Source organism: Rhodococcus artemisiae (genome assembly GCF_036327795.1).
GTDB lineage: Bacteria > Actinomycetota > Actinomycetes > Mycobacteriales > Mycobacteriaceae > Rhodococcus > Rhodococcus artemisiae.
Window position 1 is genome coordinate 122,677 of record NZ_JAUTXY010000001.1, and the last position, 12,516, is coordinate 135,192.

The following is a 12,516-nucleotide window of genomic DNA, read 5'->3' on the forward strand; positions in this document are numbered from 1 at the left end:
ACCCGGCCTGTTGGTGCGGGCACACACGATGAAAATGCACTTCGCCCGCAGATGGTCAAAGTGCGCATTCTGGACCCGCTTTCCGTAGGGGTGAGGAAAGTTCGGTGACGTTACACGGCGTCAGGTCGGTGGCCATCGATTCGTTTGACGGGTAGCCACGTCGAGAGGGTCCGGCCCAGTGATCCCAGAAGGCGCTCGCCGTACACGCACAGGGTCTGCTCCCATGGGTGCCCGAACGTTCCCTCGCTCAGATCCTCGCGCAGGAAGATGTAGTAGTCACCGTTGGGGTAGACCGGCACCCGCCACTCGGCGTCGCTGGTGGTGGCATGCACGGCCGCATCGAGCCGATAGCACGTGTGCTGCCAGTCCAGCACCACGAACATCGGATCGTCCGGAAACTCAGTGATGAAGCAACGCAACGCTTCGGCGTTGACCGCATCGAACCTGCTCGCCCACGCGCCCGTGACGTCGGCGGGCGCGGTGAGATCGAACGTGATCGACGGTGTCGGTTCGGCGATCGCCGGCCAATCCGGCTCGGTGAGACCCGGCCGGAACCCGAACCGGTCAGTGAACCGACCCCAGTACGGATGCTTGTCGTCGAGTGTGGTCCATCCCGGCGGCAGCGGGCTACCGAAGTCGAGCGTGTGCCTCATCATGGCGCGTCTCCTGTCGACGACTGTTGCGACCGCTTGTACGGGTTCTGCGGTAGCGGGTTGATATCATCGCTGTCCCAGGCCACCCGGTTCGTGGCGGTGGTGTCGATGGTCTCCACGGGCGGGCACGCATGCAGTGCTCGGGCGCAGTCGGTGGAGGAACCGATGTAGGTCGGCATCAGATCGATGTCGGCGGCGGCGAACCACGCCCGGTCCTGCGGCCACCACAGGTTCGGTCCCCACGAGTCGAGAGCACGAACCGCGTCGTCCCAGACGGTGCCCCGGCCGTCCCCGACACCACCGTTGGTCCCGTTATACAGCAGGGAGAACCATTCGACAGTCGGATGGATCACTGCGCCGGTTGCTGCTGCGACCTCGGCCCACCGCACTGGCATCTGCTCACCCGAGCCGGTCGCGATGTGCATCGCAGGATGAAGTATCTGCGTGTCGGCAGGGAAGATCGGCGGCACCAACGATCCGACGGTGCAATCGAAGCGGGGCAGTGCGGCGGTTACCCAGTCACCCGGGTACACGTCGTCGACGGCATCTTCGGCCTGCCACACCAGATTCTGTTCGTGGTCACCCAGAGTCATCGCGCCTCACTTACCCAGCTGCTGGACGTCGGTGGCCTTGAACAATATCCGTCCTGTTCTCCTTGTCTCCAGTCGAACTCGACGGTCTCTCCTACGACCTGGCTCGGAGTTCGGTCTTGTCGATGTGGCTCCAATGAGCCTGTCTTGTCGGCCCGTCCTTCCCAGGCATGTTGTGCGTTGCTTCCTGGCCTTCGGTGAAGGAGCCGTATCGTCCGACGCATCGCACGATTGGAGTTCGGTGTTCTGGAAAGGCGTGGGGTCGGTGGCAGACGGTGGTGCTGCGCCCGGAAGCGTCTTACGACGGCAACGGTGCGGGAGTGGCATGGCGAGGTCGGGTCGGGAGTGCTCGATTCTCCAGAGATCCCGGCGGGTGCTGGGTATCCACAGAGTGGACGGTGGCTACCGGATCAGATTCGGCCTCAGGACAACCCGGAATCGCTCGACACCGGGATAGCGCTGACCGAGCGATGCAACATCGAACCCGATCGCCCGGTAGAACCCGACCGCGTCGCCGTCCGTTTCGGTCTCGATCGGATCGCCCGGATGCTCGGCCTGAACCCACTCGACCAATGCGGCGCCTACACCTTGTCGCTCCCAACGTGGATCGGTGGCGATATGCAACAGCTCCACGCAGCGAAGTGTCCCCCGGCAGTCGGTGTGATGGAAGTAGCCGACGACGCCGATAACAGAACGCTCCGCGAACACGCCCGTGAGTCCGGCTGGTCCGGCGCAATAGCGCGCGCAGGCGCGGTCGAGCCGCGCGCGGTCGTCCCCGCCGACCGCGCGCTCGAGGAGTTCGACGACGCCAGCGACGTCGATGGTCGTTGGCTCAACTACGAATGCCGTCATGACCGGACGCTAACAGTGGAAGCCATTTGCAGTCGCCACAGGAGAACGCCGGTCGAGACGGCGATCTCCCGTTCGTCGCGGCGCAGGCACGCCGCGCTGGCCAACATGGCCGAGACCCCTCAACTCAGAGCGGCGACAGGCGATCACCCAACACCGTGATCGTGTACCTATTGCCGGGAACTTCCGGTGTCGACGGCACCAGACCAGCCGATCCGTTGCCTTGTCGATGTACCGCGGCACCCCATGCAGATGAAAATGGAATGCCGATTGCCACGCGTCAGCGCCGCAGCAGTTGAGGAGATTCACCTCGTCGGCCCCCAGACGCTCGATGGCAGCCTTGGCGATCCGCTGGGCGGACATGATGACTGCAGTCAGGTCCTCAGCCGGTATCTCGATCAGGTCTTTTGCTGCGCCTGTCGCACGACGTCGAATCAAACCCGACGACTCACCTTCTCCTTGCTGCTCGACCATCTTGGCGGACGGGCCAGTCGCGGATGGGTGGCATGCGCCTCGCGATTGCGTGGTATCACATCCGATCTCGGCATAAGCGGTTGATCAATCGCTGGGTCATGTCTTCTGCTCTCCTTGCTGCTGGCGATCGACGTAGGCGGTGAGCTCACCTATCCGCGCTACGATCTCGCCCTTGTACCGTCCCCACATGGCCTGACCGTAACGCTGCTGAGGTGCGAGGTGAGTGCCGTCGGGCAACGCAGGCCACTGCAGCCATTCATCGAAATCCTGGGAATAGCTCCTGATCTCGGCGGCGATTCTGGTGTCGCTGACGTCACTCGACATCCAGAATCCGTTCGTAGGGCTGCCGTTGACCATCATCGTGAGAAGCAACCCCGCTACGGGGTCCACCTCGGGTCTGACGTCGATGTGCCACACACCGGGATCGAACTTGTCCAGTCCGTCGGAGGGCAGGGTGTCAGGGGAGATCCGGGCGAACAGCTCGAAAGCGATTCCGTCATCGCATCACAGGCGTGCGTTGAGCTCCGGTTGCGAGCGCCCACCAATGAGGCCGGCCTCTATGAGATTGTTCGGTGCGGCATTGATACTGGACGCGTGAGTGCCGAACTACGATCCCTTACCGTGTACGTCGACACCGGGCGCTGGGCCGACACCGTACTGACGGAGGTCGATCTGTATGTCCCCGCAGGGCAGATCACCGCGCTGATCGGTGGCCCCGGCGAAGGAAAAACGATGATCGCCTACGCCCTGACCGGCCGACTGCCCGACTCGGCCCAGGCCACCGGTGACATTCTGATCGATGGCACGGTCGGGTACATCCCACAGGAGGGCATCGACGCCTTCGCCCCCGACGACACCGTCTTTGCCCAACTCGATGATCTGGAGCAACGCCATCGGTCTTGGACGGTCACGCAAGCGTGCGCCGCCGCCCACTATCCGCCCGATGCTCGAAAACTCCTTCCTCGGAACAACTCTGCGGGGCAGATCCAGCGCGCCGCTGTTGCCGCAGCTCTCCTCAGGTCCCCCGACGTACTGATCGCCGACGGCCCGACCTCTTCCCTCGATCAGGGCACAGCACTCGGTGTGTGGACATCACTACGCGAGTATGCCGATTCCGGTGCTGCACTCCTCGTCATCACCCACGACATTCCGCTGCTCATGGCTACCGGCTATGCCGACAATGTCGTGGTGATCGAGAAAGGACGCATACTCGCCGCCGGAACGACATCGGAGCTGTCCACCGCGCACGACCCACGAGTGCGTACCTACTTCCGGAACTCGAGGCCCGACTGATGCAGGCCCTGCGGAGAAAATTGGTTGTCAGACGGCCATCGACATTGCTTCGATGTTGCCATGAGCGAACGCACGCAACTCACGCGCATGCACGATCGCGGCACCGACGACCCCGAGATCCTCTATCGCCTCCTCGACGAGGCGCGGGTCGCTCACGTGGCATTCATTCGGCGCGATTACCCGGTGGTGTTGCCCATGGCGTTCGGTCGGGACGGAAACAGGTTGTTTCTGCACGGCTCCACGGGCGCCGGCGCCTTTCTTGCTTCACGTACCGGGCTCGAGGTGTCGGTCGCCGTCACCCTCGTCGACGGTCTCGTGTTCGCGCGCTCGACATTCGACAGCACCATGAACTACCGCAGCGCGGTGGTTTTCGGCCTCGCGACACCGGTGCCCGAAGCCCACAAGGAGAAGGCTCTGCGCGCGGTCACCGAGCATCTCATGCCGGGGCGATGGGACGAGGTTCGCACGCCCACCGCGAAGGAGCTCGCTGCAACGACCGTGCTGGAAGTCCCGTTGAGCGAGGTGAGCGTCAAGATGCGTGCAGCTGGTCCCGGCGAGGATCCGGGCGACAGCGAGGATCGGTCGGTGTGGGCCGGAGTGGTGCCGCTGCGCACTGTCGCCGGCGTTCCTGAACCGTCACCGTTGACCGATTCCAGCGTGCCGGTATCCGATTCGGTCCGGTCGTTGCTCTGACCCGTTCGACCGCGAAGACCCTCATCCGCCTCGTCGGGCGTACACCGCCGACAGGGCCTACACGCCCTCTTGCCAGAACGCGCGCTGACACGCGGATCGCGTTTCCTGCTCGAAATCGGCCCGACGATGGGATGATGCGCTGGGTCGGTCGAGCAGACGAAGGGAGTTCACGCGGGTGCCATCAATCACGGTGAAGGCCGCCCGCGCGCAATTGAGGGATCTGGTTCGGAAGGTCAACGACGATACGGTCGCGGTCGAGATCGACGGTAAACGCGACACCGCGGTGTTGATCTCGAAGGCGCGGTACCTCGCTCTTCAGGAGGCGTCCTTCCTACTACGCTCCCCCGAGTTGATGGCAAGTCTGCGTCGAGAGATGGAGCGGTCGGTTCAAGAGCAGATGGTCGCGCACCCGGTGTCCGAGGACGAATCCGTGGGCGAGCCCACCTCCGCACCGTCTCCCAAGAACACCAAGAACACCAAGAGCCGAAAGAAGCGGAAGACGCGCAAAAAACGGCGGCGGGCCCGGTAGCCCTCCCGAATCCCGTTTCTCACCCGCATGTCGCGGCCGTGCGAGTCCGATTCGAGGCTGAATACGGCACCCCGGTTGCCGCGACGCGATCTCGAACGAACCTTCGCCGATGCGGAGCGCCTCCAGGGTCCTTGACCCGTTGCCGGTGCACGTCGCCTCTGACCACCACCGCGTTACGAACCGGTCGATACCGTCAGCGAAGGTCGAGCCGCATCAGAACTCGGGGATGACCGGCCAGAACGGAGGTGGTGTCGGCGACATGGGTGAACCCGGCGCGTTCGAAGTTCTTTCGGATACCGGCGTAGGCCATCGTCATGTCGACCTTGTCCTCACCACTGTCGAGCGGGTACGCCTCGATCGCCGGTGCGCAGTGGGCGCGGGCGAACTCGATCGCGCCGGCGATCAGAGCATGTGAGATCCCCTGCTTGCGATGACCGGGACGTACACGGATACACCACAGCGACCAGACCGGCAGGTCGTCGACATGCGGGATCCTACGGCTGCGCGCGAAGGACGTGTCCGAGCGCGGCGCCACGGCGGCCCAGCCGACCGGCTCGTCACCGTCGTAGGCGAGAACCCCCGGTGGGGGCTCCGCACGGCACAGTTCGGCGACATAGTCGCCGCGGGCCGATCCGCGAAGTTCGTTGTTGAGCTTGGACGAAATCCGGTAGCTCAAGCACCAGCACACGTTGGCTCCGGGTGACTTCGGACCGACCAGAGCGCGGACATCTGCGAACACCGAGGCGGGGCGAACTGCGATGGTCATGGATCCACGATGCCATGACCTACCTGACGACACCTCTGATGCTGTGTGGTTCGGACCGCTGTGGAGGCGGTGTTCGAAGGTTCCATCCTCGGCGTGCGATCTCCCGACACACGTTGTGGTTCTCATTCTTCGGTCTGCCCGCCCGTGGGAACAGCCGACGAATTCGTGGCGAGGAGCCCGAGAAAGTGCTCTGCGGCCACTGTTGTGGGCGCCAGTGTCCGGCCGACCAGAGCCAGAATCCGCCGGGGGCGATTCGGGCGCACCCGAATCCTTCGCAGACCGCTGCGCCGTGCGATCGTGTCCGGGACAACCGCGACGCCGAGGCCGTGCCGAACCAGCTCGAGTACTCGATCGATGTCGCTCACGCGGAACGTGATCCGTCGGTGCACACCTGCGGCAACGAACAATGATTCGATGGTGGTCTGCAGACCTGTTCCGGCCTGGAAGTCGACGAAAGGGTACGGTTGCAAGCCTGCCAGGTCGATGTCGTCCGTTGCCGAGAGCGGATGGCTTGGAGCCACCACAACGGCCAGTTCCTCGGTGTAGCTACGCAGTGCGGTGAGCCCGGCAGGAAGCGGTCGCGCGTCGAGGGCGACGAATGCCAAGTCCAGTTCGCCGGCGGCCACAGCCTCGAACAGTTCAGCGGTGGTCGCCTCCCGAAGTGTGACCTCGATCCCCGGATATCTGTAATGCAGCCGAGCGAGCAACGCGGGTAGATCCACCGCGGTGAAAGTTTGCACCGTTCCCAACGCCAACGTGCCTGCCTCTCCGGTCCGGAGGCGGCCGACAGCCGCGCCGGCGTCCGCTGCCTCGCGGAGCATCCGCTTCGCATAGGGGTAGAACACTTTGCCGGCCGCAGTGAGAAGCACGGATCGAGTCGTGCGCTCGAACAAAGCCGAGCCGAGCTCACCTTCGAGCGCCCGAACAGAGGAGCTGAGGGCCGATTGGGACAGGTGCATCGACTCGGCGGCGCGGGTGAAATGAGCGTGCTCGGCCACCGCCACGAAATGTCGAATCTGACGAAGCTCCATTAACCGATTCTACTTCTCAATCCGATGAAAATATCCTGTTGGACAGATAGTCGAGATGACTCCACGATCGACAGCATGGCCCGCACCCCCACCACGTTCCCCCGATTGGATCGACGTCTCGTCGCTGTGATGGCGCTCGCTTCCGGCCTGGTGGTAGCCAACAGTTATTACGCCCAACCGCTCGTCGGCTCGATCGCCGAGAGCTTCGACGCCTCGACGTCCGAAGTGGGCCTCGTCGTCACCGCGGGGCAGGTCGGCTACGCCCTCGGACTGGCATTGTTGGTACCGGTAGGAGACATGGTCGAGCGGCGTCGACTCCTGCGCTGGATGCTGGCGGCCACCGCCGCGGCGCTGCTGATGATGGCCTGGTCCCCGACCTGGCAGACCCTTGCCGCCTCCGCGATCCTGGTCAGCACCGGTTCGGTCGTGGGCCAGATCCTGGTACCCTTCGCAGCTACGCTTGCTCACGACGACGAACGCGGGCGGGTCATAGGCAACGTGATGACCGGTCTGCTGCTCGGCATCCTCCTGTCCAGGGTGATTGCCGGGTTGATCGCCGAGATCGCCGGCTGGCGAGCGGTGTTCGTGTGCGCAGCCGTTCTGATGCTGATCACCATGTGCTTGATCCATACGCTCCCGGTATCGGCTCCCACCACCGACTCCGGTTACCGGGCGCTGCTGGCCTCGGTGGTACGACTGGTGACCACCGAACCGGTACTGCGACAGCGAATCGCCTACGGCGCACTGACATATGCGTCCTTCGGGGTATTCTGGACCACCGTCGGATTCCTACTCGCCGGCCCGAATTACGAATGGTCCCAGGCACAAATCGGAGTATTCACCCTCTTCGGTGTCGCCGGCGCACTGGCTGCCCGTGTGGCGGGATCTCTGGCTGACCGCGGATACTCCCGCCAACAAACCGGAGTGTTCGTCGCCGTCACTGCTACGAGTTTCTTCCTGCTCGGCGTCGGAGAACACCATGTCATCGCACTGGCCGTCGGTGTCGCCCTGCTCGATCTCGGGATCCAGGGAACCCACATCAGTAACCAGAGCTTGATCTACCCGTTGCGCCCGGACGCACGAAGCCGCCTGAACACCGCGTACATGACCTGTTACTTTCTTGCCGGGTCACTCGGGAGCGTGTTGTCCACCGTCGCCTACTTCACCGGCGGGTGGCGGGCGGTGTGCGTACTCGGTGGATTCTTTCCCGCATGTGGTGTCCTACTGTGGATCCGGGAAATGTGCGGAAGCGCGGGCTCACCGCGGGAAGTCGGCGTGGAACAACAAGCCAACGGGACCTGATTCAACCGGGAGCACGGAAGCCCCTGGCGACAATGGGCTCAGCGTACGAAAAAGTCCGACTGGTCGATGCGACGAAGAACCCAACCCAGTTCAAGGACGATGACGAGGTCGCTCCAACGCGGACGGAGCATGAGAACGGAAACGCACTCCGCAGCAGCGCAATGGAATCCGGTTGTGTTCCGTGTCCCGGCAGGCAACCCTTGATGAGCCGTTTCCGATGGCAGGATCTGCAGCGGCTTACACCGCCGACGAAGCGTGGGGGCCTTTCTGCTTGCCGCCGGGCAGGCTCACCGGACCGATGCATGGCGGGTTTGTGGGCGTACTTACCTGCATTCGACTGTGCCCGCTATCCCTGCCGCGCCTTGAAGCGCGGGTTCTGCTTGTTGATCACGTAGACCCGCCCGCGGCGGCGGACAACCTGCGATCCCGGCTGGTTCTTCAACGACTTCAGCGACGAACGGACCTTCATACACCCTCCTAATGACAACGGTTATCGTTATACTAACGCATCTCACACGTGCACAGCACAGGACGGAAACCATGAACACCACCGAACCCGTGAAGGTCCACCTGTTCTTCACCCAGCACGCCGCCACCGACGCATTCCAGCGAGCCCTCGGTACAGCCACGAACCGAATGATCGACTGCAGCGCACTCCTGTCCGCGGGCCCGGCGCTGCCGAACTCCGCCACGCCCGACCTCCTCGTCCGGTGCAGCCCCGACACCGACGCGCAGCGCATCGTCTCCGAATTCGAGTCCGCGCGACGCCACTCGGAAATGCGAGCCGATCTGGCATCTGTCATCACCACCCTCGACGCCGACAGCACCGCCCGAACCCTGCTCGGACGGCCACATCTCGGCGCACCCGAGTCACCCGTGACGCTGGCGGCACACATCGAACACGCGTCGACGCTCGTGCTGACCGGATGGGGCTCGATGGAGCCCACCGACCTGCATCCACTCGTGGCTCTGCTCGGACACCTCAATCCCACAGCCACACTTGTCCTTCTCGGTCCGCAAGCGCCACTCGGCCCACTTGGCCACCCCACCGATATCGCAGCGGTGACGTTGAACCGGCCCGGCTGGATCCACCTGCTGGGCGACGCATTTTCCCCGCGGGTCGCGCACGACCGCGTGCAGGCGTTCCGGTATCAGAACTTCCGGCCATTCCACCCCGACCGACTCGCCGCGATTCTCGGTGGCGGGTTCGACTGCGATTCCGGCGGCCGGGTGATCCGCTCGGCCGGTTTCTGCCGGCTGGCATCCCGGCCACACACGACGATCCTGTGGGACCACTGTGGAACAGAGATCGGACTCGGCCGGCTCCGCACCGAAGACCACTCCCCCGAACCGCTGACGTTCGGTCAGGACATCGCGTTCTTCGGCATCGATCTCGACATCCCCCGCACGATCACGATGTTGGACGAGTGCACACTCGACGACGACGAATTCCTCCTCGGGCCCGACAACTGGACCCAGATCCCCGACCCCCTGCCCAGATGGTGAACACTCGTACCGGGCGACATGCGGCGTCGGAAGCCCGTGGAGCCGCCGTCGGAGAATTCGCTGTCGGTGAACGAATCGGACCGGCAGACGGGTCCAATTGGGATGTATGGCCTTCTTTGCTAGATTCGTCACGCCAGGTAGCCCCGACAATGGGGTCAGGTGGAATCCGGTGGGAATCCGGAGCTGACGCGCAACGGTGAGGGGCGAACAACCCCGAGCCCGATACCCTGCTGGACCGGTGGCGGCTCGCCGTGCCCGGTAATGACGTGTGGTCCGCTCGCGTGCAGTGGCTACGGGAAGCTCGATGGGTAATGCACCGAAGAATTCGGAAGTCTGTGGTCGCCGCGGCGACCGTGATGGTGTTGGGCGCGGCCGGGTGTGGCACTTCTACCGATAGCGACGACCCGGACGATACCGTAGACGCTCGCGGTGTGATCAACTGCGGGATCACGGTTTCACCCAGCGGTCCCATCGAGCGGGCAGTGGCCGTCAACCAGCCCGCCGTCGAGTTGCTGCTCAGTCTCGGGCTGGCAGATCGGCTATCCGGGGTCGCACTCGGTGACGACCGGCTTCTGCCGGAGCTCGAACCTGCGGCCTCCGAGGTGTACGCGTTCGACACGGAATTCCCCTCGTTCGAATCGGTGCTGGATCGTGAGCCGGATTTCGTCTACACCACTTTCGACTACACATTCACCGATGAGGGAATCGCGGATCGCGACCGGTTCACTGAAATGGGAATCTCGACGTATCAGTCTCCGAGCGAATGCACCGGGCAGGACGCCGTGCAGGATTCCGAGCTCACTCTCGACGATCTGTACTCCGAGATCGTGGACGTATCCACGCTGTTCGATGTCCGCGAACGCGGCGATGACCTGGTCGGCGATCTGCGTGGCCGGGCAACGACGGCTGCTGGAAGTATCGACGCCTCCGAGGTGACACTCGCATGGTGGTATGCGGGAACTGCCAGTCCGTACATTGCCGGCTGCTGCGGTGCTCCGGGAATCATGACGCGCGAGGTCGGGGCGCAGAACGCGTTCGGCGACAGTCGACAATTGTGGCCCGAGGTGGGATGGGAGAGCATCCTGGATCGTGACCCCACCGTCCTCGTCTTGGCCGACCTCACCCGTGGCAGTGACGGCGACAGCGCCGAGGAGAAGATCAGGTTCCTCGAAGCGGATCCGGTGGCCAGTCGTCTGACCGCGGTGCAGAACAAGCGCTACATCATCCTCGAAGGCACCACCATGGACCCGTCGATCCGCAACATCGGAGGAATCGAGCAGCTCGCCACAGACCTTCGCGAACTGGGTGTGGCGCAATGACACCCGATGAATTGGTCGAGCGCTGGGACAGCCAGCAGGCCGCCTATATCGCCGACCGGGAGGGGCGGTTCACGGCGATTCTCGACACGCTCGAGCTCGCGACAGGAGGCGAGTTCACCGCAGTCGACCTCGCCTGTGGTCCGGGCTCGTTGACCGCGCGGATCTTGGACCGGTTCCCACAATCGCGTGTCGTCGCGGTCGACTACGATCCGATGCTGCTCGAACTCGCCCGCGAGTACCTCGACGACTACGGACATCGCGTGCGTTACGTCGACGCCGACCTCACCGATCCACAGTGGTCGAATCGGGTGGCCGAACAGCTCGATACCTCACCTCGGGCGTTTGTCTCGACCACCGCGTTGCACTGGCTGCAGCCCGAGCAGGTGGTGAGCCTGTACGCCCAGATCAAATCGATGCTCGGACCGGGTGGCCTGTTTCTCAACGGTGACCACTTCCGCTTCGACGGCATCGATCAGCACATCACGGAGTGGTCGGCACAGCACGATCGGTCGACCCAGCGCCTCGGTTTCGCTGCGGGCGCGGACGAGTGGGATCAATGGTGGGACCTGCTGCGGTCACACCCCCGCATCGGGTACCTGCATGACGAACGAACGCGCCGATTCGCAAATCGGGACGGCACTCCCCCGACCACGGTGCAATTCCAGCTTGCCGCGTTGAGACAGGCCGGGTTCGCCGAGTCGGGGACCGTCTGGCAACTGTTCGACGATTACGTCGTCTACGGAGTCGTCCGACCACACCGATGACGTGACGCGCTCGGACTGCTCGGCCGGGGCGACGACGGCGGCGGTACCATCACGACTCGTGCATACTCTCGCGATTCCCTCCCCGGAGGAGATGCGTCCTCGCTGGGCTTCTTACGCAGCCGTATCGGCCGCTCGAGGAAGCCGATGGGCCGAAGGATGCTATGCGCGTGGAGCGACTTGGCATTTCGACGACGGTGGCGGGAACTGGGCAGATCTACGTTGGCACAGCAGGTCGGAAGCTGTCTTGATCGGTTACGACCACGAATACTCCGAAGCCTACTTCGATGCCGCGGCCGACTATTTCGACCGCAGCGAAACAGATCTGTTCGCTGGTGTTCCGCCGTGGTGGAGACATGCTGCGGCCCGCTACATCGAACGCCAGCGTCGAACCGGTGAGTGGATCGGCTTCGTCTACGGCTTCGACGGTTCCCGGTGGAGTCGAGCCGACTACACCGAACCCGACGGGTTCGACGCACTCGGCCTCCCCTTTTCGAGTGACGCCACCTGCAGCCGGCACATCGTCGACCTGCTGAATTCTTGGAATCCCCACGACCGCGCTACCTCTCACACCGTCGCCTCCCTGCTCTCCCGAGGTCACACCCTCGATCGCAGCACAGCCGACTCGGTGCTCGGGGCCAGAAATCTCGACGTTGACGCCGCCGTAGCCGCCGCCAACGCGTTCACACCGCTTCCCAGGGGCGACAACTGAGGTTGGCCGGTGTCGCGCATCGAATGCGCCGCCGATCT

At 63.9% G+C, this 12,516-nt stretch carries 16 protein-coding genes and 1 riboswitch; of the genes, 8 read left to right on the plus strand and 8 right to left on the minus strand.

Features of this window, described 5'->3' with window-relative positions:
- Positions 1-110 precede the first annotated feature (110 nt).
- The 5 genes from Q7514_RS00610 to Q7514_RS00630 all read right to left on the minus strand — a co-directional run bounded on the left by Q7514_RS00610 (position 111) and on the right by Q7514_RS00630 (position 2,983).
- Positions 111-656, minus strand: coding sequence for a DUF2716 domain-containing protein (locus Q7514_RS00610; protein ID WP_330131343.1), 546 nt, complete (start codon positions 654-656; stop codon positions 111-113).
- The gene (locus tag Q7514_RS00615; RefSeq protein WP_330131344.1) at positions 653-1,246 is read right to left on the minus strand and encodes a hypothetical protein; all 594 of its coding nucleotides are present in this window, start codon (positions 1,244-1,246) and stop codon (positions 653-655) included. Before Q7514_RS00615 ends, Q7514_RS00610 begins: the two co-directional genes overlap by 4 nt.
- Before the next feature lie 399 nt (positions 1,247-1,645).
- The gene (locus Q7514_RS00620; RefSeq protein ID WP_330131345.1) at positions 1,646-2,095 is read right to left on the minus strand and encodes a GNAT family N-acetyltransferase; all 450 of its coding nucleotides are present in this window, start codon (positions 2,093-2,095) and stop codon (positions 1,646-1,648) included.
- 9 nt (positions 2,096-2,104) lie between these two features.
- The gene (locus tag Q7514_RS33140; RefSeq protein WP_408016008.1) at positions 2,105-2,566 is read right to left on the minus strand and encodes an HIT domain-containing protein; all 462 of its coding nucleotides are present in this window, start codon (positions 2,564-2,566) and stop codon (positions 2,105-2,107) included.
- 96 nt (positions 2,567-2,662) lie between these two features.
- Positions 2,663-2,983 (minus strand): hypothetical protein, encoded by a 321-nt coding sequence (locus tag Q7514_RS00630; RefSeq protein WP_330131346.1) that lies wholly within the window; start codon positions 2,981-2,983, stop codon positions 2,663-2,665.
- A 177-nt stretch (positions 2,984-3,160) separates the two neighbouring features.
- On the opposite strand from Q7514_RS00630, the gene Q7514_RS00635 reads away from it, so the two are divergent.
- From Q7514_RS00635 to Q7514_RS00645, 3 genes are all read left to right on the plus strand, one after another.
- Positions 3,161-3,859 (plus strand): ATP-binding cassette domain-containing protein, encoded by a 699-nt coding sequence (locus Q7514_RS00635; RefSeq protein WP_330131347.1) that lies wholly within the window; start codon positions 3,161-3,163, stop codon positions 3,857-3,859.
- Positions 3,860-3,919: 60 nt separating this feature from the next.
- The gene (locus Q7514_RS00640) at positions 3,920-4,552 is read left to right on the plus strand and encodes a pyridoxamine 5'-phosphate oxidase family protein (RefSeq protein ID WP_330131348.1); all 633 of its coding nucleotides are present in this window, start codon (positions 3,920-3,922) and stop codon (positions 4,550-4,552) included.
- 175 nt (positions 4,553-4,727) lie between these two features.
- Complete coding sequence (locus Q7514_RS00645) at positions 4,728-5,081, plus strand: type II toxin-antitoxin system Phd/YefM family antitoxin (RefSeq protein WP_330131349.1); 354 nt, start codon at positions 4,728-4,730, stop codon at positions 5,079-5,081.
- 193 nt (positions 5,082-5,274) lie between these two features.
- On the opposite strand, the gene Q7514_RS00650 is transcribed toward Q7514_RS00645, so the two are convergent.
- Positions 5,275-5,847 carry a GNAT family N-acetyltransferase gene (locus Q7514_RS00650; protein WP_330131350.1) on the minus strand — a complete coding sequence of 191 codons (573 nt, stop codon included), beginning with the start codon at positions 5,845-5,847 and terminating at the stop codon, positions 5,275-5,277.
- Between the two features lie 122 nt (positions 5,848-5,969).
- Positions 5,970-6,878, minus strand: coding sequence for a LysR family transcriptional regulator (locus Q7514_RS00655; RefSeq protein ID WP_330131351.1), 909 nt, complete (start codon positions 6,876-6,878; stop codon positions 5,970-5,972).
- Positions 6,879-6,953: 75 nt separating this feature from the next.
- Here Q7514_RS00655 and Q7514_RS00660 point away from each other — a divergent pair, with 75 nt between their 5' ends.
- Positions 6,954-8,180, plus strand: coding sequence for an MFS transporter (locus Q7514_RS00660; protein ID WP_330131352.1), 1,227 nt, complete (start codon positions 6,954-6,956; stop codon positions 8,178-8,180).
- Positions 8,181-8,526: 346 nt separating this feature from the next.
- Here Q7514_RS00660 and ykgO read toward each other — a convergent pair whose 3' ends face one another.
- Positions 8,527-8,649 carry a type B 50S ribosomal protein L36 gene (gene ykgO / locus Q7514_RS00665; RefSeq protein ID WP_120285218.1) on the minus strand — a complete coding sequence of 41 codons (123 nt, stop codon included), beginning with the start codon at positions 8,647-8,649 and terminating at the stop codon, positions 8,527-8,529.
- Between the two features lie 71 nt (positions 8,650-8,720).
- Between ykgO and Q7514_RS00670 the strand changes: the two genes are divergently transcribed.
- From Q7514_RS00670 to Q7514_RS00685, 4 genes are all read left to right on the plus strand, one after another.
- Positions 8,721-9,686 carry a GTP-binding protein gene (locus Q7514_RS00670; RefSeq protein ID WP_330131353.1) on the plus strand — a complete coding sequence of 322 codons (966 nt, stop codon included), beginning with the start codon at positions 8,721-8,723 and terminating at the stop codon, positions 9,684-9,686.
- Positions 9,687-9,804: 118 nt separating this feature from the next.
- A riboswitch (cobalamin riboswitch) is annotated at positions 9,805-9,934 on the plus strand.
- 234 nt (positions 9,935-10,168) lie between these two features.
- The gene (locus Q7514_RS00675) at positions 10,169-11,005 is read left to right on the plus strand and encodes an ABC transporter substrate-binding protein (RefSeq protein ID WP_330131355.1); all 837 of its coding nucleotides are present in this window, start codon (positions 10,169-10,171) and stop codon (positions 11,003-11,005) included.
- A complete protein-coding gene (locus Q7514_RS00680; protein ID WP_330131356.1) occupies positions 11,002-11,769 on the plus strand; it encodes a class I SAM-dependent methyltransferase in 768 nt (255 codons plus the stop codon). The genes Q7514_RS00675 and Q7514_RS00680 overlap by 4 nt, the downstream gene beginning before the upstream one ends.
- 244 nt (positions 11,770-12,013) lie before the next feature.
- Positions 12,014-12,478 (plus strand): hypothetical protein, encoded by a 465-nt coding sequence (locus Q7514_RS00685; protein ID WP_330131357.1) that lies wholly within the window; start codon positions 12,014-12,016, stop codon positions 12,476-12,478.
- Positions 12,479-12,516: the final 38 nt, after the last annotated feature.

Excerpts from the sequence above, each read along its gene's own strand:
- Q7514_RS33140 (WP_408016008.1), bottom strand. The coding sequence starts at position 2,566 with ATGGTCGAGCAGCAAGGAGAAGGTGAGTCGTCGGGTTTGATTCGACGT.
- Q7514_RS00615 (WP_330131344.1), bottom strand. The coding sequence starts at position 1,246 with ATGACTCTGGGTGACCACGAACAGAATCTGGTGTGGCAGGCCGAAGAT.
- Q7514_RS00670 (WP_330131353.1), top strand. The coding sequence starts at position 8,721 with ATGAACACCACCGAACCCGTGAAGGTCCACCTGTTCTTCACCCAGCAC.
- ykgO (WP_120285218.1), bottom strand. The coding sequence starts at position 8,649 with ATGAAGGTCCGTTCGTCGCTGAAGTCGTTGAAGAACCAGCCGGGATCG.
- Q7514_RS00660 (WP_330131352.1), top strand. The coding sequence starts at position 6,954 with ATGGCCCGCACCCCCACCACGTTCCCCCGATTGGATCGACGTCTCGTC.
- Q7514_RS00640 (WP_330131348.1), top strand. The coding sequence starts at position 3,920 with ATGAGCGAACGCACGCAACTCACGCGCATGCACGATCGCGGCACCGAC.
- Q7514_RS00655 (WP_330131351.1), bottom strand. The coding sequence starts at position 6,878 with ATGGAGCTTCGTCAGATTCGACATTTCGTGGCGGTGGCCGAGCACGCT.
- Q7514_RS00650 (WP_330131350.1), bottom strand. The coding sequence starts at position 5,847 with ATGACCATCGCAGTTCGCCCCGCCTCGGTGTTCGCAGATGTCCGCGCT.
- Q7514_RS00620 (WP_330131345.1), bottom strand. The coding sequence starts at position 2,095 with ATGACGGCATTCGTAGTTGAGCCAACGACCATCGACGTCGCTGGCGTC.
- Q7514_RS00680 (WP_330131356.1), top strand. The coding sequence starts at position 11,002 with ATGACACCCGATGAATTGGTCGAGCGCTGGGACAGCCAGCAGGCCGCC.
- Q7514_RS00610 (WP_330131343.1), bottom strand. The coding sequence starts at position 656 with ATGATGAGGCACACGCTCGACTTCGGTAGCCCGCTGCCGCCGGGATGG.